At 65.8% G+C, this 19,346-nt stretch carries 16 protein-coding genes and 1 riboswitch; of the genes, 8 read left to right on the plus strand and 8 right to left on the minus strand.

Annotated elements, in window-relative coordinates:
- Positions 1 to 127: 127 nt before the first annotated feature.
- The 3 genes from RI032_RS13810 to hslO all read right to left on the minus strand — a co-directional run bounded on the left by RI032_RS13810 (position 128) and on the right by hslO (position 5,123).
- Entirely contained in the window at positions 128 to 2,881 is a 2,754-nt protein-coding gene (locus RI032_RS13810; protein ID WP_049410633.1) for a TonB-dependent receptor plug domain-containing protein, read from the minus strand.
- A 383-nt stretch (positions 2,882 to 3,264) separates the two neighbouring features.
- Positions 3,265 to 4,113: an XOO1806 family protein gene (locus RI032_RS13815; protein WP_010482736.1), complete on the minus strand. Its 849-nt coding sequence runs from the start codon at positions 4,111 to 4,113 to the stop codon at positions 3,265 to 3,267.
- A gap of 116 nt (positions 4,114 to 4,229) precedes the next feature.
- Positions 4,230 to 5,123 (minus strand): Hsp33 family molecular chaperone HslO, encoded by an 894-nt coding sequence (gene hslO / locus RI032_RS13820; RefSeq protein ID WP_010482737.1) that lies wholly within the window; start codon positions 5,121 to 5,123, stop codon positions 4,230 to 4,232.
- Positions 5,124 to 5,200: 77 nt separating this feature from the next.
- Between hslO and mtgA the strand changes: the two genes are divergently transcribed.
- The 5 genes from mtgA (at position 5,201) to RI032_RS13840 (ending at position 8,744) form a co-directional block, all read left to right on the plus strand.
- Complete coding sequence (mtgA, locus tag RI032_RS13825) at positions 5,201 to 5,950, plus strand: monofunctional biosynthetic peptidoglycan transglycosylase (protein WP_043399149.1); 750 nt, start codon at positions 5,201 to 5,203, stop codon at positions 5,948 to 5,950.
- A 63-nt stretch (positions 5,951 to 6,013) separates the two neighbouring features.
- Entirely contained in the window at positions 6,014 to 7,033 is a 1,020-nt protein-coding gene (locus RI032_RS13830) for a glycosyltransferase family 2 protein (protein ID WP_010482740.1), read from the plus strand.
- Positions 6,993 to 7,424, plus strand: coding sequence for a CBS domain-containing protein (locus tag RI032_RS13835; protein ID WP_109814570.1), 432 nt, complete (start codon positions 6,993 to 6,995; stop codon positions 7,422 to 7,424). Before RI032_RS13830 ends, RI032_RS13835 begins: the two co-directional genes overlap by 41 nt.
- Before the next feature lie 196 nt (positions 7,425 to 7,620).
- Positions 7,621 to 7,914 carry a transposase gene (locus RI032_RS20660; RefSeq protein WP_019338990.1) on the plus strand — a complete coding sequence of 98 codons (294 nt, stop codon included), beginning with the start codon at positions 7,621 to 7,623 and terminating at the stop codon, positions 7,912 to 7,914.
- Complete coding sequence (locus RI032_RS13840; RefSeq protein WP_043397638.1) at positions 7,911 to 8,744, plus strand: IS3 family transposase; 834 nt, start codon at positions 7,911 to 7,913, stop codon at positions 8,742 to 8,744. Before RI032_RS20660 ends, RI032_RS13840 begins: the two co-directional genes overlap by 4 nt.
- A gap of 390 nt (positions 8,745 to 9,134) precedes the next feature.
- On the opposite strand, the gene RI032_RS13845 is transcribed toward RI032_RS13840, so the two are convergent.
- The 4 genes from RI032_RS13845 to RI032_RS13860 all read right to left on the minus strand — a co-directional run bounded on the left by RI032_RS13845 (position 9,135) and on the right by RI032_RS13860 (position 14,580).
- Entirely contained in the window at positions 9,135 to 11,108 is a 1,974-nt protein-coding gene (locus tag RI032_RS13845) for an AsmA family protein (protein ID WP_322547162.1), read from the minus strand.
- Positions 11,109 to 11,181: 73 nt separating this feature from the next.
- On the minus strand, positions 11,182 to 11,820 hold the full coding sequence (gene trhA / locus RI032_RS13850) for a PAQR family membrane homeostasis protein TrhA (RefSeq protein ID WP_010482744.1): 639 nt from the start codon (positions 11,818 to 11,820) through the stop codon (positions 11,182 to 11,184).
- 204 nt (positions 11,821 to 12,024) lie between these two features.
- Complete coding sequence (locus tag RI032_RS13855; RefSeq protein ID WP_014038155.1) at positions 12,025 to 13,629, minus strand: peptide chain release factor 3; 1,605 nt, start codon at positions 13,627 to 13,629, stop codon at positions 12,025 to 12,027.
- A gap of 66 nt (positions 13,630 to 13,695) precedes the next feature.
- On the minus strand, positions 13,696 to 14,580 hold the full coding sequence (locus tag RI032_RS13860; protein ID WP_019338788.1) for a M23 family metallopeptidase: 885 nt from the start codon (positions 14,578 to 14,580) through the stop codon (positions 13,696 to 13,698).
- Between the two features lie 149 nt (positions 14,581 to 14,729).
- Positions 14,730 to 14,848, plus strand: a riboswitch (SAM riboswitch).
- A gap of 77 nt (positions 14,849 to 14,925) precedes the next feature.
- Between RI032_RS13860 and metX the strand changes: the two genes are divergently transcribed.
- The 3 genes from metX to RI032_RS13875 are packed head-to-tail and all read left to right on the plus strand — an operon-like array spanning position 14,926 to position 18,253.
- Positions 14,926 to 15,957, plus strand: a complete 1,032-nt coding sequence (metX, locus tag RI032_RS13865; protein WP_100446416.1) for a homoserine O-succinyltransferase MetX — start codon at positions 14,926 to 14,928, stop codon at positions 15,955 to 15,957.
- Positions 15,954 to 17,189 (plus strand): O-succinylhomoserine (thiol)-lyase, encoded by a 1,236-nt coding sequence (locus RI032_RS13870; RefSeq protein WP_322547163.1) that lies wholly within the window; start codon positions 15,954 to 15,956, stop codon positions 17,187 to 17,189. Before metX ends, RI032_RS13870 begins: the two co-directional genes overlap by 4 nt.
- Positions 17,186 to 18,253 carry a homoserine dehydrogenase family protein gene (locus tag RI032_RS13875; RefSeq protein ID WP_164194280.1) on the plus strand — a complete coding sequence of 356 codons (1,068 nt, stop codon included), beginning with the start codon at positions 17,186 to 17,188 and terminating at the stop codon, positions 18,251 to 18,253. The genes RI032_RS13870 and RI032_RS13875 overlap by 4 nt, the downstream gene beginning before the upstream one ends.
- A 58-nt stretch (positions 18,254 to 18,311) precedes the next feature.
- Here RI032_RS13875 and RI032_RS13880 read toward each other — a convergent pair whose 3' ends face one another.
- Positions 18,312 to 19,307: an alpha/beta fold hydrolase gene (locus RI032_RS13880; protein WP_159360466.1), complete on the minus strand. Its 996-nt coding sequence runs from the start codon at positions 19,305 to 19,307 to the stop codon at positions 18,312 to 18,314.
- Between the last annotated feature and the right edge of the window lie 39 nt (positions 19,308 to 19,346).

The following is a 19,346-nucleotide window of genomic DNA, read 5'->3' on the forward strand; positions in this document are numbered from 1 at the left end:
TGCGTTGAGTACAGAAAGGCCGCGGCAATGCCGCGGCCTTTTCCGTTGGTGCTGCCGCAACCTGGAACACACAAAAAACAACGGCCCCTTGCGGGGCCGTTGCTGCATCAGCTGATCAGTGGATCGATCAGAACTTCTGCTTGTACTGCATGTACATGTAGCGGCCCGGCAGGTCGTACTGCGGGTCGAACATGTTGTACGAGGTGTAGTACGAAACCGGCGGACTCTTGTCCCACGCGTTGTTCAGGCCGACCATGATGGTGCCCTTCCACGGCGTGTTGTAGCGGAACTGGATGTCGTGGTAGGTGGTGGCACCAATGTGGTTTGTGCCCTTCGCGCCATCGGAGCAGTATGCGAAGGTTTCCGGTTCCTCGTCTGGATCAAACGGGCACGGTTCGGTCATGCCGGACTTGTAACGAATGCCGTAGTTGACCCCGAAGTCCCCATAGGACCAGTCGACATACAGATTGGAACGGATGCGCCAGTACGGATCCTGGTCGAGATAGCGTCCCTGGCGGCCCTCGATCGGAGCATCCTGAGTCGACTTGGTATCCCACTTGGACAGGTAGGTGCCATCCAGGCTGATGGTGAACTGGCCGATCGAAGTTTCCGGCAACTTGTACAGGATGCCCAGATCCCAACCTTCCACCTTGTACGACGCCAGGTTCTGCAGCGGCATGTTGACGTTGGTAATGGTGTAACGCTGGTTGGTGCTGCCGTAGTTCGGGTCACGCGTGATCAGGCCGCAGTTGGCTGCCTGCTCCTGTGCGGTGCCGCCATAGCAACGATCCATGATGTCCTGGATGGCCGGACGGGTGATGGCGTCCTCGATCTTGATCTGCCACCAGTCCAGGGTCACGTTCAGACCCTGCACGAAGCTCGGGCTCCACACCAGGCCCAGCGTCTTGCTGGTCGAGGTTTCCGGCTTCAGGTTCGGGTTGGCCTGCCAGGTGAACGGCTCAGGAGTCTGCTTCGCACCACTACCAGCGCCCGGCTGAACGAAGCCGATCGGCACGCCTTCTGCCGCACATTGTGCAGCGACAGCGCCGGTACGGCGACCAGACGTTGAGGAACACGGATCGATGTAGGTCTCGAACGAGTCAGCGTCGCCGCGATACAGGTTGTTGATGCTCGGGGCGCGGAAGCCTTCCGAATAGTTACCACGCACCATCAGGTCGTCGATCGGCTTCCAGCGGAAACCGAACTTGTTGTTGGTGGTGTTGCCGAAGTTGCTGTACTTCGAGTAGCGGGTCGCCGCGCTGAAGTCGAGCAGCTTGGCGCCCGGCAGGTCGGCCAGCACCGGGATCGACAGTTCCAGGAAGAACTCGTCCAGGTCATAGCCACCCTTGGTGGGCGCCGCTCCGTTGCCGGTGCTCAGGCCAGAAGCAATGAAGGCGTCCGGATCGAACTGACCGGATTCCTTACGGTACTCGTAACCAGCTGCGAAGCCCAAAGCACCAGCCGGCAGCTGCACGATCTCGCCGGAGATGTTGGCGTAGTAGCCCTTCGATACCAGACTGGCAGAGTCATGCGCGGTGAACGAGGTGTAATCCAGTGCCTCCTGCGAGATCGAGCCCATCCCACCCAGCGGGTTGATCGGGGCGCAGCCCGCAATGATTGCACCAGCGGAGTTGAGGCAGACGGCCTTGCCATCGCGGATCGCCGAGGGACCATATGCCTCGGCCAGACGCTGCTTGTTGAACAGGCCGTAGGTCAGATCGTTCTGGTCGGTCTTGTCGTAGCGGTAGCCGACGTCCCAGTCGAAGTTGCGATCGGCGAATTCGAAGAAGCCCTCGAAACCACCGTAGAAGTGCCAGTTCTTGACGTTCTGGTTGAACGAACGTCCACCGGTTTCGTTGAAGCGGCGCGCGACGCCAGTCAGGTCAACGCCATACGGATTGTACATGCTGCCAGCGCTGAGGCGCTGACCGGTAACCGGCATGGCAGCCAGCAGCTGTTCGGACTTGCGTTCGTTGTACATCGCCTCGGTGCGGAAGGTGATGTTGTCAGTAACGTTGTAAGAACCCACCGCGAACAGCGAGGTGCGTTCGTTGGGGGTCAGCAGGTAGTTGTCCGGCGCGGTGTTGTAGCCATGAACATTGGGATCGAACGGCGTTTCCACGCCGTTGAGGATGACGTATCGCTCGTCATTGCGCAGATACGAACCCGGAATGCCGGTGCTGCTCTGACCGCTGAAGAACGGCGGGCCACCGGCGGAGATCTTGCGATCGCCGGCCATCACGGCCTTTTCGTTGACGTAGGACACGCCCAGCACCAGCGACGCGCGATCCGTGGTGGTGCCGAGGGTGAAGTCGGCGGCTTCGCGTTCGCCGTCACCAGCGCTGTACTGGCCCTTGTAGAAGTTGGCTTCCGCGCCATCGAAGCTCTGCTTGGTGATGATGTTCACCACGCCGGCGATCGCGTCCGAACCGTAGATGGTCGATGCACCGTCCTTCAGGATGTCGATGCGCTCGATCATCGCGGTCGGGATGGTGTTCAGGTCGACGCTGCCATCCAGGCCGGTGGTCCAGCGGCGGCCGTTGACCAGCACCAGGGTGCGCTCGGAGCCGAGGTTACGCAGGCTGACGCCGGCCGAACCGTCACCGCCGTTGTTGTAGGTACGGTTCAGGGCGGCACCGTTGGCGGCAACGCGCTGCAGGATGTCGGCGACCGAGGTCACGCCCTGCTTTTCGATATCGGCGCGGGTCAGGCTCAGGACCGGCTGCGAGGTTTCGATGTCGGTGCTCTTGATGCGCGAACCGGTGACCGAGATGCGGTCAAGGTTGGTCGCTTCCTGAGCCTGGGCGGTGGCAGTGGACGCCACACCGGCAACGAGCGCGACCAGAACGGCATCGCGCAGCTTGTTGGACTGGAAATTCATTGGCTCTCTCTCTCCAAGAAATCTTGGCTGGGTTAATGCCCGGCGGGGGAGCGAAAAGCGCTCCCAAATCGCGAGGGCTGAGCCGATAGTAGCGGGCGTTCGCCAAGAATTAAAGCTGCGTTAATCAAGTCTGTGTTTTTGGTAAAGATGAAAATTAATGACTAAAATCAACGAGTTGAATTGCATCTGCGATCACAATGTCTCGTTTGTTAGCACAAAGTGATGAAAAAAGTTTCCATTGATGTGTATCGCAGTATGTCGACATGAATTGCGCGGTATCCAATTCGTCGAAAAGCGCTTGACGTGTATCACGATCGCGCATATGCAACGGGCGCCTTTCGGCGCCCGGGAGGAGTCACTGCAGGAAGACCCGCGTGGTGGGGTCAGAGATCCTGTTCGTAACGCACGTACGGCACGGTGCCGTCGTCGTTGCTTTCATTGCGTGGGGAGAACGGATTCTTGCCGCGGCTGATCACGTTCTCGGCGCCAACGGTAAGCTGGCCGGACCACGGGGTACGCCAGGTCAGGCCGATGCCCAGGCCTTCCCACTTGCCGGGCTTGCCCGGTACGTCGATCACGCGGCCGATGATGCTGCCGGTGAAGTTGCCGTAGCCGGCGCCGATGCTCAGGCTCTTGCTGTCCCAGCGGTCGACGATGGACGGCGCGGCGTCGGCCAGCGGTACCAGGCGGGCCTTGGCGTAGGTACCGGCAATCGAGACAAAACCCTCGCGGCCGATGTTCTTCTGCGCGAATACGGTCAGGTCGTTCTGCTCGGCGCGCAGCGAGGGTGTCTTGTTCGGGCCGGACAGCCACGCCGGCAGCGTTTCACGGCCGGTACCCGCGGTGATGCCGAGGCGGCTGTTGCCGCGGTTCAGCGCGGCGGTGCCGGTGAAGCGGCGGCTGTTGAGGTCGTCGTCGTCACCCAGGCTGGCCAGCATGCAGTGACTGGCCAGGCCGCTCATGCTGGTCCCGCTGCTGCTGTTGCAGAGCAGGCCCAGTGAATCGCCGGAGGACAGGCCGAAGGCCGCATCCAGCGAGTTGCGGCCGAAGTGCCAGCGGGCGCCGGCGGCCTGTTCACCCGTGGGCTCCAGGTACAGCAGGGCCTCGACCTTGCCGCTGCCCTTGTTCCACACCGGCAGCACGGTCCGGGTGTCCTTGCTCTGCGCGTGCACGCCCGTGATCGCGCCAAGGGCGATCAGCAGGGCCAGCGGTAGACGCAGGAAGGTACGCATCGGACCAGTTCAGACAGGGACGGACAACGGAAGTTCCCGCAGAGACGGGAACTTGATCCTAGGGTGTTTATGAATTCTTAACAAGCCTTGATCCCCCCAGATGCAAGACAAGCCGTTTACTGAAGCCGTTCAGGCGCCGGTACAGTCCCCTCGGCGCCGTGGAACAGTATGCCGAACTCCGTCAAAGGAAAGTGATACTCCCGCCCGCAGAATTCGCAACGGACCTCGACGGCGCCGGTGTCCACGGCCGCGGCACGGGCCTCGTCCTCGCCCAGCGACTGCAGCATCGATGCGACCCGCTCGCGGGAACAGGAGCAGGCGAAGGACAGCGGCTTGTCGCCCATCAGTTCCGGCTTCTCTTCGTGGAACAGGCGGTGCAGCAGCTGCTCGGCCGGGGTCGCCAGCAGCTCGGCCTTGCCCAGGGTCTCGAACAGGGCGCTGGCACGCGCCCAGCCGTCCTCGTCACCCTCGTCGCCCGGCAGCTTCTGCAGCAGCAGGCCGGCGGCGCCATTGCGGTCGGCGGCCAGCAGCAGGCGGGTCGGCAGCTGCTCGGACTGGCGGAAGTAATCCTCGAAGGCCTCGTCCAGCTCCGGTGCGGTCAGCGCGACCAGGCTCTGGTAGCGCTGCGGCTCGCGCGGGTCCAGGCCCGGGTTCTCGATGGTGATCGCGAGGAGGGCGTCATCACCCAGGCGGGACAGGTCGCGCGGCGCATCGGCGCCCTCGCTGAGCTGGGCGATGCCGCGCAGGGTACCGGCGGCGGTGCACTCGGCGAACAGGGTGCGCAGGGCGGTGCTGCTGCGCAGCTGGATCGAGAGGCGGCCATCGATCTTGGTGTGGCCGGTGAACAGCGCCGAGGCCACGCAGGCCTCGCCGAGCAGTTCGGCGGCGGTATCCGGGTACTCGGCGTGGGACAGGATCTCCTGCCAGGTGGCCTGCAGGCGCACGTGGACGCCACGGACGCCAGCGTCGGGAAGCAGGAAGCGGATCAGGGAATCGGGGTTGGCGGTCATCGGCTCACATCGCGCGTAAACGAGGGCGGTTGCCGGATAATGCGCCGACAACCAGATAGAAGAAGGATGCACCAGTAATGGGGGCAGGGGGAGAGCAGCACAAGGTGGAGGCCATCGCGGAAGTCCCGCGCCGCAGGCGCTGGCGCTGGAAACGGCTGCTCTGGCTGCCGCTGCTGCTGGCCGCTTTCAGCTGCCTGCAGGTACTGGTGCTGCGGTTCATCGACCCGCCGGTATCCACGGTCATGCTGTGGCGCTATGGCGAGGCCTTGGGCGAGGCCGACTGGTCCTATCGCCTGCACTACCAGTGGCGCGACCTGGACCAGATGGCAGCGAGCCTGCCGATCTCGCTGGTGGCCGCAGAGGACCAGCGCTTTCCCGACCACAACGGCTTCGACCTGCAGGCCATCGAGAAGGCCCGCGACCACAACGCCAAGGGCGGGCGCCTGCGCGGGGCCAGCACGATCAGCCAGCAGGTCGCCAAGAACCTGTTCCTCTGGCAGGGCCGCAGCTGGGTGCGCAAGGGCCTGGAAGTCTGGTACACGGTGCTGATCGAAGCACTGTGGCCGAAGGAACGCATCCTGGAGATGTACGCCAACATCGCCGAGTTCGGCGATGGCGTATATGGCGCGCAGGCAGCGGCACAGACGTTCTGGGGCAAGGACGCGGCCCGGTTGAGTCCGGCCGAGAGTGCGCGGCTGGCGGCGGTGTTGCCGGCACCGCGACGCTACAACGCGGCCAAGCCAGGGCCGTACGTGCAGCGGCGCGCGGCATGGATCCAGCGCCAGGCACGACAGCTGGGCGGCGCGTCCTATCTGTCGGAGGACTGAGGCGGGCGCGCTGCGATCGGCAGGCGGCGGGTCGTGTGCGCGCCGGCAACGTACAATCCGGACATGAACCGCGAACGGCTCACTTTTGTCATCGCCGCCTACAACGAGGCCCTGGCACTGCCGCTGCTGCATCCACGGCTGTGCGCGGTGCTCGATGGTATGCCCGACGTCGATGGTCACATCCTGTATGTGGACGACGGCAGCCACGACGGGACCTGGCAGGTGATCGCAGGATTGGCGCAGGGCGACGCGCGCGTATCGGCGTTGAAGCTATCGCGCAATTTCGGCAAGGAGGCCGCGCTGACTGCCGGCCTGGATCTGGTGCGCGAAGGCGCAGCGATGATCCTGGACGCCGATGGCCAGGACCCGCCGGAACTGGTGCCGCAGTTCGTTGCGCGCTGGCGCGAAGGGCATGACAACATCTATGGCACGCGCATGGCCCGCGATGGCGAGGCCTGGATCAAGCGCGCCACGGCGGCGGCGTTCTACCGGGTGATCGGTCGCCTCTCACGCACGCCGATCCCTGCCGATACCGGTGACTTCCGCCTGCTGTCGCCGCGCGCGCTGAGCGCGCTGCGCGAGATGCGTGAACGCCATCGCTTCATGAAGGGTCTTTTCAGCTGGGTCGGATTCAAGCGGATTGCCGTGCCCTACCATCGCCACGCGCGCGTGGCCGGCTCCAGCAAGTTCAGCCTTTGGCGGCTGTGGAACTTCGCGCTGGAAGGTATCACCGGGTTCTCGACCGTTCCCCTGCGGGCGGCGACCTACATGGGCCTGGCCACGGCGGCGGTTGCTTTCGTATTCGGTGTATGGGTGATCGCCAAGGCGGCCCTGTACGGTGACCGGGTGGCGGGTTGGCCGACGATGATGGCGGTGATCCTGTTCCTGGGCGGGGTGCAGTTGATCGCCCTGGGCCTGATCGGTGAGTACCTGGGACGGCTGTACGAGGAATCCAAGCAGCGCCCGTTGTACCTGGTTGACGCGTGGCTAGCATCCACCGTGGCAGACTCGGCCCTGCAACCCACCCTCGGAGGGCAGGCAGATGACCACGGTACGGCAACTGTTGGACGGCAAGTCTCCTGAAGTACATGCGGTCGCGCCGGATGCGGCGGTGATCGATGCGATCCGGTTGATGGCGGAAAAGGGCATTGGCGCGGTGCTGGTGATGGACGGGCCGCAGCTGGTCGGGATCCTTTCGGAGCGCGATTACGCGCGCAAGATCGTGCTGCGTGATCGTTCGTCGCGGGATACGGCGGTGGCCGAGATCATGACGGCGAAGGTGGTGACGGTCTCGCCGGGCGAACAGGTAGAGCACTGCCTGCAGCTGGTGACCGACTACCGCATCCGCCACCTGCCGGTGGTGGAGGGCGCGCAGGTGCTGGGGGTGATCTCCATCGGTGACCTGGTGAAATCGGTGATTGATGCGCAGCGGCGCGAGCTGGATCAGCTGCAGCAGTACATCGTCGCCGGGTGAGGGTGTCGCTGGCGGGCCTGCGGCCCGCCGGCCCGCTTTTCGAAGCCAGAGCCACAGCCAAAGCCACAGCAGCGCCTTCCTGATACGTTGGGAGGCGGAGGGTGCGGCTGGGCAGGACAGGGCACGCCGTAAACCTGTGGTGGTCTAATCAACTTGGACACTCGATAGGATCAATTTCAAGCATCGAGGTAGACCCATGGCAAAGCAGATCACTCAGGGCATGAGGGACGAGGCGGTTCGCCTTGTGGTTGTGGAGGGGCAGACAGTCAGGGACGTCTGCCAGCTGATGGATGTCGGCCCGACGGCGCTGAGGCGCTGGATCGAGCAATGGCGTCGAAAACATGACCCGCAGGCCGAGGCACCGCCCGTAGATGCCCAGGTCAGAATCGCCGAGCTGGAGGCCCAGAATCGCAGGCTCAAGGAGGAGCGCGACCTACTAAAAAAATCCATCGCCTTCTTCATTCGGGACAGCGATCACCGGAACAGGTGATCCAGGAATTGGGGAAGGTCGCTCCGATCCGGTTGGTGTGTCAGTTGATGGACTATCCCCGTAGCAGCTACTACGCCTGGCTGCACCGGGAGCCCCGGATTGACCGGGAACTGCTGGCCCAGGTTGATCTGGTTCGTCGCATTCATCAGTCCCACCGGGGGAGCTGTGGCTCTCGCAAGATGGCCAGGGAGCTGACCAATCGCGGCCTGCCAGTGGGTCGCTACCGCGCCCGGACGCTGATGCGCCGGGCCGGCGTCAGGGCGCGGCAGCACCGGCGGCACAAGTACCACAGTCTGGGGCCGCAGGCACTGACCGCGCCCAACGTGTTGGAACGCCAATTCAACCCGGAGGCACCCGACCAAGTCTGGGCAGGGGATATCACCTACATCCCGACCCAGCAAGGCTGGCTCTATCTGGCCATCGTGGTGGATCTGTTTGCCCGACGGATCGTGGGCTGGGCCCACTCTCACGAAGGGGATGCCTGGCTGGCCGTCAGAGCCCTGCGTGGGGCTCTGAAACAGCGTCGTCCCAACGGGCGACTACTTTTCCACTCGGATCAAGGTCGGCAGTACACCAGCCATGCCATGGCCGAAATTCTGCGTGACAACGGCATCACCCAAAGCATGAGCAGGAAGGGCAACTGCTGGGACAACGCGGTGGTGGAACGGGTTTTCGCCACCCTCAAAGGGGAATGGCTTTACTCAAAATACCCCACTCGACAGGAGGCTGCAGCAGACATCGAGCAATTCGTGGACTGGTACAACCACCGCCGGCCGCACAGTGCCAACGGCCTTGTGCCACCTGCGCTTTGTGAAGAGCAGGTGGCCTGAACTCCCTTTGGGAGTGTCCAAAAATACTTGACCACCACAACCCATCCATGGGGGCTCGATGGCGCCATCCATGGCGCCAACGGTCCCTCCGCCTCTGGACACATTTCTGCGAGCGCGGTGCGTACATGCGCGGTGCCTCGCCCTTGGTAGCTGCCAACCTTGGTTGGCAACAGCTTTTGACTTTGCTTTTTTCTTTTGACTTTGAATTTCCGCTCTCGTTCCGCGCGCGCAGGAAACTGTCGGAAGGGGGACGGGTGACGCAGGCAGGACCGTTGGCGCCATGGATGGCGCCATCGAGCCTACAGGGACGTACTTGCGGCGTGTCCTGCCTGCGTCACCCGTCCCCCTCAAGCCGCGATCAATGCAGGCGCCGCGAACAACGCTGTAAACCTACTTCGCATACTGCCCACCGCAGTCGGCATCCTTCCCCGGCCCCAGTTCGATCGTCGCCAGCAACGCCGCCGGCGGCGCGATGCTGCCCAGCGCCAGGGCCACGGCGCCACGAATACCCAGCGCCTTGAAGTCCGGGCGGAACGACGGGTCCTTGAACGTGCCACTGATGCGCAGCGGAGAGCGCAGCACCAGGATGCTCTTGTCCTTCGGGCGTGGCTTCAACAGCAGGTCCAGGCTCTCGTCGCGCAGGCTGACCGTGCCTTCGCCGATGAGGATCGTGTCGGTGGTATCCACCGCCAGTGCCTGGCTGGTCATCAGGCCGTCGCGCACGCCGAAGTCGGCGAAGGCGCAGCGCAGGGGGATCTGCTTGTCGCCGGTCACCAGGAATTTCAGCGATTCGGTAATGTCCAGCCCCGCCAGTTCCATTACCAGGTTACCGACATGGCCGCGGCCCATCGCCAGGCCGACCTTGCCATCGCTGCTGCCCAGCATCGCGGCGATCGAGTTGCCACGGCCGCTCAGGTCCACTTCGCCGCCGATGCCGCCCTTGGCCTGCTCGGCCAGCTTCGCGTCCGGGAGCAGCTGGCCCAGCTGCACGCCGCGCACGCTGGCCTTCAGCGCGGTGCGGATCTGCGGCTGACGTGCATCCATGCGGATCGTGCTGCGGATATCGCCGCCGGCCACGCCGAAGTTCAGCGGGTCCAGCCGTAGCACGCCGTCATCCAGCAGCAGGTGCGCATCCATGTCGTCCAGCGGCAACGAAGGGGCGTTGATGCGGTGGGCCTTCCAGCGCACGTCGGCATCCATCGCGCGCAGCTTGCCGAGGTTGTAGGGCGTGTCGGGCAGCACGCGTGCACGGGCAGCAACGCGTGCGGCCTCGGCCTTCTGTTCTGCGTTGGCGGTTTCGCCGCCGCCGGTCTTCGGTGGCGCGCCGACGAAGCCGGCCAGGTCATCGAAGTCCAGGCGCCTGGATTCCAGCGTCGCGGTCAGTCGTGGACGGTCGCGTCCCACCTCGAACTGCAGGTTGCCCCCCAGGTCGCTGTCGCCGACCTTGCCGGTGAAGCCGTCGTAACGCCAGACGTTGTGGTCGCGCTTCAGGCGTCCGTCCAACGCATAGGGCGGTGAGGGCGGGATGGCGATGCCGAGCAGCGGGTAGAGATCGGCCAGATCCTGGCCACTGAGCGCGAACTGCAGGTCGAACACGCGCAGCTGGAAGGGGTTGGTGAGCGTGCCGCGGGCCACTGCGTGGGTGGCACCGGCGCGGCCGTCGAGGTGGATGCGGAACGGGTGGTCGCTGTCGGTCAGTTCCAGCGGTGATTCGGTACCGCCCTGCAGGGTGAACGGGTTGCCCTGCCAGCGGCCCTTGCCCCGCACCAGCAGCGGCGGCGAGGCATCGGCCTGTTTCGGTTGGCCGCTGCGCACGCCCACGCGGATGTCGGTGCGGCCCAGTGCGTCGAGGAACTGCAGCCGGCCGTCGTCGATGCGCAGGCGCTTGAGTTGCGGGCTTGTCCCGCCTCTGCTGTCACCCAGGAAATCCCAGTTGCCCGGCTCGCCCTTGCGCGGGTCGGTTTCCAGCAGCACGTCCGGTCGGGTCAGGCGCACTTCCGGCAGCTGCACGCTGCCGCGCAGCAGGGGCCATACCCGCACGTCGATCTCGATGCGGTCGGCCGTGGCCATGTTCGGCTGCTTCGCCCAAGCGGCATTGGCGAAGGTGATCGCATCGGCACGGATGGTGCTGGTTCGGCCGAGGTCGACATCCAGGTGGCCGATGTGCAGTGCACGACCGGTGCGTGCCTGCACCGCGCGCTCGACCGGACCCTTGAACCAGTTCCAGTCCCACAGCGCGATCACCACCAGGATCACTGCCAGCAGGAAGACCAGGACCGTGAGCCAGCGCCGGCCGCGCGGGCCAGGTCTGCGGAGGCGCCAGCGGGAAGCGCGCGTTGCGGCAGGGGAGGCGGCAGCATTCACGCTGCCATGGTTGCCCCTTCATCGTGGACGGGGCGCGAAGCGTCCATGTGCGTGGTGTGCACAACCCGCGCCGTTACAGCACCTGCATGGTCACCGCGACGAAGTGGCAGACGCTGCCGCCGATCACGAACAGGTGCCAGATCGCGTGCGAATAGGGGATCGATTCGCGGTGATAGAAATAGGTGCCCAGCGTGTACGACAGGCCGCCGGCCAGCAGCCAGCCCAGCGTCCAGCCGTCGATCGAGGCCAGCATCGGCTTGATCGCCACGATCACCAGCCAGCCCATGGCGATGTAGATGCCGGTGGAAAGCGCCTTGAAGCGGCCGGTGTAGAACAGCTTGAACACCACCCCGGCCAGGGCCAGGGTCCAGATCGCGGCGAACAGGCCCCAGCCCCACGGGCCACGCAGGCCGATCAGGGTGAACGGGGTATAGGTGCCGGCGATCAATACGTAGATTGCGCAGTGGTCGAACACCTTCAGGCGGCCCTTGGCGACCGGGTGCTGGATGGCGTGGTACAGCGTGGAGGCGGTGTACAGCAGCAGAAGCGCAATGCCGAATACGATCGCGCCGGCCAGCTGCCAGCCATCGCTGTAGATGGCGGCCAGGGTGATCAGTACCGCACCGGCGCCCAGAGCGAGCACGGCACCGAGGCCGTGGGTCAGGGCGCTGGCGATTTCTTCGCGGATCGAAGCAACGGAAGTCGTGGACATGGCGTAGGCATCGTTCGCGGGGAGGGGGACCCGCACCCCCCTATCATCGCCGCGATGGGCGGCGTCTGCACGCCCGTCACCGTATGGTCGATGAATTGCCGGCCTGCGCCGGGTCCATGGTAGATCCACGCCATGCGTGGATGAACGCCCGGCACTGCAGGAGTCAGAGCCCTTTCCTGCGGAAAGGGATCCGACCGCGTGGCATCAGCCCACCGAAACCGTATGCGCCGCTTCGCGGGTGGCCGAGAAGCGCACGTCCGGCGAGCGTTCCTGCGCCAGCTGAAGGTTGACCCGGGTCGGTGCCAGGTAGACCAGGTGGCCGGCCGCATCCAGTGCCAGGTTCAGTGCGTTCTTCTCGCGGAACTCTTCCAGCTTCTTTTCGTTGCTGCAGTGGACCCAACGCGCAGTGGTCACGCTGACCGGCTCGAAGGTGGCTTCCACGCCGTACTCGTCCTTCAGGCGGTACGCGGCCACGTCGAACTGCAGCACACCGACCGCACCCAGGATCAGGTCGTTGCTGGTCAGCGGGCGGAAGAACTGGGTCGCACCTTCCTCGGACAGCTGGGCCAGGCCCTTCTGCAGCTGCTTGAGCTTGAGCGGATCACGCAGGCGTGCGCGACGGAACAGCTCCGGGGCGAAGTTCGGAATACCGGTGAAGGTGACCGCTTCGCCTTCGGTGAAGGTATCGCCGATGGAAATGGTGCCGTGGTTGTGGATGCCGATCACATCGCCCGGCCACGCTTCGGCGGCGATTTCACGATCGCTGGCCATGAAGGTCAGGGCGTTGGCCAGCTTCATTTCCTTGCCGGTGCGCACGTGGAAGGTCTTCATGCCGGCGCTGAAACGGCCCGAGCAGACGCGCATGAACGCCACGCGGTCACGGTGCTGAGGATCCATGTTGGCCTGGATCTTGAACACGAAGCCGGTCAGCTTGTTCTCTTCCGGGGCAATCTCGCGGCCGGTGGTGGAACGTGCCTGCGGCGACGGCGCATGCTCGACGAAGAAGTCCAGCAGCGGCTGCACGCCGAAGTTGTTCACGCCCGAGCCGAAGAACACCGGGGTCTGCTTGCCGGCGCGATAAGCGTCCAGGTCGAACGGGTGGCTGGCGCCCTGCACCAGTTCCAGTTCGTCGCGCAGGTCGGCCAGCATCTGTGCACCGATCTTCTCGGCCAGGCCGGGGGCATCGATGGACGGGAAGATGGTCGAGTCCTGGCGGGTGAAGTTGCGGCCCGGTTCGTACAGGTGCACTTCGCCGGTGAGCAGATGCACCACGCCCTTCAGGCGCTGGCCCATGCCGATCGGCCAGGTGACCGGGGCGCACTGGATGCCGAGCACGGTTTCCACTTCATCCAGCAGCTCGATCGGGTCCTTGCCCTCGCGGTCGAGCTTGTTGATGAAGGTCATGATCGGGGTGTCGCGCAGGCGGCACACTTCCATCAGCTTGATGGTGCGCTCTTCCACGCCCTTGGCCACGTCGATCACCATCAGCGCCGAGTCCACCGCGGTCAGCACGCGGTAGGTGTCCTCGCCGAAGTCGGCGTGGCCGGGGGTGTCGAGCAGGTTGACGATCTTGCCTTCGTACGGGAACTGCATCACCGAGGAGGTGACGGAGATGCCGCGCTCCTTTTCCAGCGCCATCCAGTCGGAGGTGGCGTGGCGGGCAGCCTTGCGGCCCTTCACCGAACCGGCCATCTGGATCGCGCCTCCGAACAGCAGCAGCTTTTCGGTCAGCGTGGTCTTGCCGGCGTCAGGGTGGGAAATGATGGCGAAGGTGCGGCGACGCGACGCTTCGTTGGCGACTTCGGACATGGCAGTGGCGCCCGCCCGGGGCGCTTTTCAAAGAGATAAGCGCCCGATTATACCGGCCGGGGCCGGTCAGCGCCCGATGCCGCCGTCGGCCTCGCCGTGGCGGGCGAACTGCAGCTGGCCCTGCTCGGCGAAGATGCGTGCCGGCACCGAGCGCAGGCCCATGCCGCGGTTGACCTGTACCACGAAGTGCAGGTGTGGGGCGCTGCTGTAGCCACTGTTGCCGGACAGGCCGATCGGCTGCCCGGCCCCCACCGCCTGGCCGCGACGCACGCGCATGCCGCCGGCCTGCAGGTGGCCGTACAGGGCCATGCTGCCGTCGCTGTGCAGCACGCGGATGAAGTTGGCGCGGCCACCATCGCGTTCGCGGTCCTGGCCGTTGCCACGGAAGCCATCCTGGATCTGCATCACCGTGCCCTCGCGTGCGGCCAGCACCAACGTGCCTTCAGGCAGCGCGAAGTCGACCGCATCGCGGTTTTCCTCGTCGTCGTGGCTGAACCGGCCCTGCGGCGCCTGGTCCACGCGTGGACGGGCCGCATCGAACGGCAGGCGATAGGCCACATCCTCGGCCTGTGCGGCCGGGTTGCCCGGTACCGACTGCAGGCGCAGGTCCAGCGTGCGGCCGTCGTGCGGGGCAGGCAGGTGGCCGACCACCAGGCTGCTGTCGCCCTGGATCAGCGATTGCACCGGCAGCCCTTCGACCGGGTGTCCGGGTGCAGCGCGCAGCTCGATCTGCAGCGGTCCGGCCAGGGTGTTGTCGATACGGGCCTGCCATTGCGTGCCGACCGGTTGCAGGCGCAGCTGGGCCATCGGTGCGGCAGCCTCGGCATCGCCTGCGCGGGCGGCAGAAGCGGGAGGAGGCACCAGTCCCCAGCCCTGGCGCCAGTCGCCGGCGCTGGCCGTCGCACTCGCCAGCAGGGGCAGCAGCAGCCAGGTCAGGGGCAGGCGTGGCATCGGGCGGTTCCAGCGGCAGGGACCGCCGGGACTGTACCGGATCCTGAACGGGACAACCGCGACGCCCCTCGCATACCCGGGACGAAAATATTCATCGCTTTATCCGCATGAAGGGATTGACAGTGCGCGGAAGGGCTGGCATCGTGGCCTCACCATCGAGACCGGCAGAGGGACAGGCCCTTTGAAGCCGGGGCAGCCCGCAGGCGCGCAAGCGTCCGCGTAGGTGCCAAATCCTGCGGGGACCGTGGCGTCCACCGAAAGATGGTTCGAACCATGCACCACACGTGCATCTCGAACGCGGGCCCCGCGAAGGCTCGATGGCCGATTCCCCAACCGGATCCCGCCATGAGCTTCGCCACCAGTACCGCCGTTCGCCCCGAACCCTTTGTCCCCGTCAGCGTGCCGGTCGAAGACCGTGTGCATGCCGAGCGCGGTGAGTTCGCCGCGGTGCTGTCGATGCGTCATGCCGGCCCCAGCCCGGTGCGCCTGCGCTACGAGTGGGTCGGCCCGGCCAACGCGCCGGTGGTGGTACTGGCCGGCGGCATCTCCGCGCATCGCCATGTGGCCTCCAACGCACAGTTCAGCGAGAAGGGCTGGGCCGAAGAGCTGGTCGGCAGGGGGCGCACGCTGGATCCGCAGCAGCTGCGCGTATTGGCGTTCGATTTCATCGGCGCCGACGGTGCGCTGGACGTGCCGATCGATACCGCCGACCAGGCCGACGCATTGGCGCTGGTGCTGGATCATCTCGGCATCCGCGCGCTGAAAGCCTTCGTCGGCTATTCGTATGGCGCGCTGGTCGGCCAGCAGTTCGCGATCCGTCATCGTGCCCGCGTGCGCCAGCTGGTACTGGCCAGCGGTGCGCATCGCCCGCACCCGTATGCCGCCGCCTGGCGCGCGTTGCAGCGCCGCGCCGTCGCGCTGGGCCAGCTGCAGTGCGGCGAAGATCATGGCCTGGCGCTGGCCCGGCAGTTCGCCATGCTCAGCTACCGCACCCCGGAAGAATTCGGCGAGCGCTTCGATGCCGCGCCGGAAGTGATCAACGGCCGCGTGCGCGTGGCCGCCGAAGACTATCTCGACGCCGCCGGCGCGCAGTACGTCGCGCGCACACCGGTGACCGCCTACCTGCGCCTGTCCGAATCGATCGACCTGCACCGCGTCGACCCCGCCGCGATCCTGCCGCCGACCGTGGTGGTGGCCGTGGAGGGCGACCGCCTGGTGCCGCTGGCCGACCTCGTCGGCCTGGTCGAAGGTCTGGGCCCGCGCGGCAGCCTGCGCGTGCTGCGCTCGCCCTACGGCCACGACGCCTTCCTCAAAGAAACCGATCGCATCGACGCGATCCTCGCCACTGCCTTCCGCACCTCTGGAGAGTCCGCATGAGCCTGCACGCCAACGAGCCGTCCTGTAGTCGCACCACCGCCGCCGTCCGTGCCGGCATCGATCGCGATACCGCCCATGGCGCGGTCACCCCGCCGATCGTGCTGTCGTCGAACTTCAGCTTTGAAGGCTTCGGCAACAAGCGCCAGTACGACTACACGCGCAGTGGCAACCCCACCCGCGACCTGCTGGGTGAGGCGCTGGCCGAACTGGAAGGCGGTGCCGGCGGCGTGATCACCGCCACCGGCATGGGGGCGATCAACCTGGTGCTGAATGCACTGCTGCAGCCGGGAGATACCCTGGTGGTGCCGCACGATGCGTACGGTGGCAGCTGGCGCCTGTTCAATGCGCTGGCGAAGAAGGGCCACTTCGAACTGGTCACCGCCGACCTGACCGATCCGCGTGCACTGGCACACGCGCTGGCCACCCAGCCGAAGCTGGTGCTGGTGGAAACCCCGTCCAACCCGCTGCTGCGCATCACCGACCTGCGCTTCGTCATCGATGCCGCGCACAAGGCCGGTGCACTCGTGGTGGTCGACAACACCTTCCTGTCGCCGGCGCTGCAGCAACCGCTGGCCTTCGGCGCAGATCTGGTGCTGCATTCCACCACCAAGTACATCAATGGCCACAGCGATGTGGTGGGTGGTGCGGTGGTCGCGCGCGATCAGGCACTGCACGAGCAGCTGGTGTGGTGGGGCAACGCGCTGGGCCTGACCGGTTCGCCGTTCGATGCGTTCCTGACCCTGCGCGGCCTGCGCACGCTGGATGCGCGCCTGCGCGTGCACCAGGAGAACACCGCGTCGATCGTTGCCCTGCTGGACCAGCATCCGGCAGTCGGTAGGGTCTACTACCCGGGCCTGGCCGATCACCCCGGGCATGCCATCGCCGCACGCCAGCAAAGCGGCTTTGGCGCGATGTTGTCGTTCGAACTGGCCGACTGCGAAGGCGATGATCCGCATGCCGCAGTGCGTGCCTTCGTCGATGGCCTGCGCTGTTTCACCCTGGCCGAATCGCTGGGCGGCGTCGAAAGCCTGATCGCGCATCCGGCCACCATGACCCATGCGGCGATGACTGCCGAAGCGCGTGCCGCCGCCGGCATCAGCGAAGGGCTGCTGCGCCTGTCGGTCGGCATCGAGGCCGAGCGTGACCTGCTGGCAGATCTGGGCGCCGCGCTGCAGCGCGCCGAAGCGGTGATTGATGCGGCCGCGCGTCGCAAACAGGTGGTGGATGCATGAGCGCGCTCGCCGCTGACATTCCTGCGCTGGGCGTGGGACGCCTGGCGCTGCTGGGCACTGGCACGGTCGGCTCGGCCTTCGTGCAGCGTTACCAGGCATTGCGGGCGCGTGGGCTGGAACTGCCCAGCGTGCAGTGGCTGGCCAATTCACGCACTGCGCTGGAGATCGATCGTGACCTGGTGTTGCCGCTGGAGCTGGCACGGCGTGCACCGCGCGATGGCCAGAGTTCGCCGCCGTGGGCCAGCGCCGAAGGACTGGAACGTGGCGACGTGGTGGTCGATGCCACCGCCAGCGAAGACGTGGCCGCACGCCACGTGCAGTGGCTGGCACGCGGCGTGCACGTGGTGACCGCCAACAAGCTGGGCCGTGGTGCGCAGCTCGCACGCGCGCAGGCGATTGCCGAAAGCTGCGCCGACAGTGGTGCGCGCTATGGCGACAGCGCCACCGTCGGCGCGGGCCTGCCGCTGCTGAGCAGCCTGCGCGCGCTGGTGGCCGGTGGCGATCACATCCATGCCATCGAGGGTGTGCTGTCCGGTTCGCTGGCGTGGCTGTTCCATCGTTACGACGGCCAGTCGCCGTTCTCGGCGGCGGTGCGCGAAGCGTTGGCGGCCGGCTATACCGAGCCCGATCCGCGCCTGGACCTGTCCGGCGAAGACGTGCGGCGCAAGCTGCTGATCCTGGCCCGCAGCAGCGGGCTGGCGCTGGATGCTTCGCAGGTGCAGGTGGATTCACTGGTGCCTGAAACGCTGGCAGCGTTGCCGCTGGAGGATGCACTGGCGGCACTGGAGCAGCTGGATGCGCCGTTGCAGGCGCGTTGGCAGCAGGCGCGCGACAACGGCCACGTGCTGCGTTTCGTTGGCCGTGTCGATGGCGCGGGTGCGCAGGTGGGCCTGCGCGAGCTGCCGGCCGATCACCCGTTGGCGCAGGGCGCGGGCACCGACAACCGCGTAGCCATCCACAGTGACCGTTATCAGCGCCAGCCGTTGTTGATCCAGGGCCCGGGCGCTGGCGCGGAAGTCACCGCCGCCGCGCTGCTGGATGATGTGTTGCGGATCGTGGGTTGATCGCACCGCTTCTGTAGAGCCGAGCCCACGCACGGCTCTACAGGGGCACGCCTGCCGGTCAGCGAGACTTCAACGCCTTCAACAGTGCGCTGTTGAACTGCTTCGGGTCCTGTACCTGCGGCGAATGCCCCAGTTCGGCGAACTCGACCAGGTTCGAGCCGGAAATCGCTGAGGCCGCGGCCTTGCCGAGCACCGGGTAATTGCCCAGCGTCGCCTTTACTGCAGGTGGTGCCAGGTCACGGCCGATCGCGGTGCGGTCCTTCTGGCCGATGAACAACGTGGTCGGCACCTGCAGGTTCTTCAGTTCGTAGACCACCGGCTGGTTGAACACCATGTCCGAGGCCAGCGCCTGGCTCCATGCAACGGCCTGCTTGCCCGGGCCTTCGTACATGCCCGACTGCATCCGCGCCCACGGTTCATACGCCGGTTTCCATTTGCCGTCGTAGTACACCTCCAGCTGGTAGCGGCGGATGCTGTCATAGCTGATGTTCAATTCGCCGGCGTACCACGCGTCCACGCTGCGCCACGGCACGCCCAACGCCTTCCAGTCTTCCAGACCGATCGGGTTGACCAGCGACAGGCTGCGCAGGTCCTGCGGGAACATCAGCGCGTAGCGCACCGCCAGCATGCCACCCATCGAATGGCCGACCAGGTGCACCGGCACATCGCCCAGTTGCAGTTGTTGCAGCAGGGCATGGGTGTTTGCGGCCAGCTGCGCGAACGAATACTGGTAACGTTCGGGCTTGCTGGATTTGCAGAAGCCGACCTGGTCCGGGGCGATCACCCGGTAGCCGGCGGCAACCAGTGGCTTGATCGATTCCTTCCAGGTGGCGGCGCAGAAGTTCTTGCCGTGCAGCAGCACCACCACACCGATGGGTGCCTTCTTCGGCGCGATGTCCAGGTAGGCCATTTCCAGCGGCTGCCGCTGCGATTCCAGTGCGAAGGTCTTCACCGGATAGCCGTAGTCGAAGCCTTCCAGGCGTGGCCCATAGGTCGGCGCAGCCAGGGCAGGCAGCGGCAGGCAGGCAAGCAGGGCGGCAGCGATCACGCGCATGGGGCAGTCCGGGGGCAAGGGAGCCCCGAGCCTAACCGG

This window comes from Stenotrophomonas geniculata (genome assembly GCF_034508895.1).
GTDB classification, from domain to species: domain Bacteria; phylum Pseudomonadota; class Gammaproteobacteria; order Xanthomonadales; family Xanthomonadaceae; genus Stenotrophomonas; species Stenotrophomonas geniculata.

Bases quoted from the DNA above. Each gene is read 5' to 3' on its own strand.
- RI032_RS13855 (WP_014038155.1), bottom strand. From the start codon at position 13,629: ATGTCCGAAGTCGCCAACGAAGCGTCGCGTCGCCGCACCTTCGCCATC.
- RI032_RS13810 (WP_049410633.1), bottom strand. From the start codon at position 2,881: ATGAATTTCCAGTCCAACAAGCTGCGCGATGCCGTTCTGGTCGCGCTC.
- RI032_RS13815 (WP_010482736.1), bottom strand. From the start codon at position 4,113: ATGCGTACCTTCCTGCGTCTACCGCTGGCCCTGCTGATCGCCCTTGGC.
- RI032_RS13875 (WP_164194280.1), top strand. From the start codon at position 17,186: ATGAGCGCGCTCGCCGCTGACATTCCTGCGCTGGGCGTGGGACGCCTG.
- hslO (WP_010482737.1), bottom strand. From the start codon at position 5,123: ATGACCGCCAACCCCGATTCCCTGATCCGCTTCCTGCTTCCCGACGCT.
- RI032_RS20660 (WP_019338990.1), top strand. From the start codon at position 7,621: ATGGCAAAGCAGATCACTCAGGGCATGAGGGACGAGGCGGTTCGCCTT.
- RI032_RS13830 (WP_010482740.1), top strand. From the start codon at position 6,014: ATGAACCGCGAACGGCTCACTTTTGTCATCGCCGCCTACAACGAGGCC.
- RI032_RS13880 (WP_159360466.1), bottom strand. From the start codon at position 19,307: ATGCGCGTGATCGCTGCCGCCCTGCTTGCCTGCCTGCCGCTGCCTGCC.
- RI032_RS13860 (WP_019338788.1), bottom strand. From the start codon at position 14,580: ATGCCACGCCTGCCCCTGACCTGGCTGCTGCTGCCCCTGCTGGCGAGT.
- RI032_RS13835 (WP_109814570.1), top strand. From the start codon at position 6,993: ATGACCACGGTACGGCAACTGTTGGACGGCAAGTCTCCTGAAGTACAT.
- trhA (WP_010482744.1), bottom strand. From the start codon at position 11,820: ATGTCCACGACTTCCGTTGCTTCGATCCGCGAAGAAATCGCCAGCGCC.
- RI032_RS13870 (WP_322547163.1), top strand. From the start codon at position 15,954: ATGAGCCTGCACGCCAACGAGCCGTCCTGTAGTCGCACCACCGCCGCC.
- mtgA (WP_043399149.1), top strand. From the start codon at position 5,201: ATGGGGGCAGGGGGAGAGCAGCACAAGGTGGAGGCCATCGCGGAAGTC.
- metX (WP_100446416.1), top strand. From the start codon at position 14,926: ATGAGCTTCGCCACCAGTACCGCCGTTCGCCCCGAACCCTTTGTCCCC.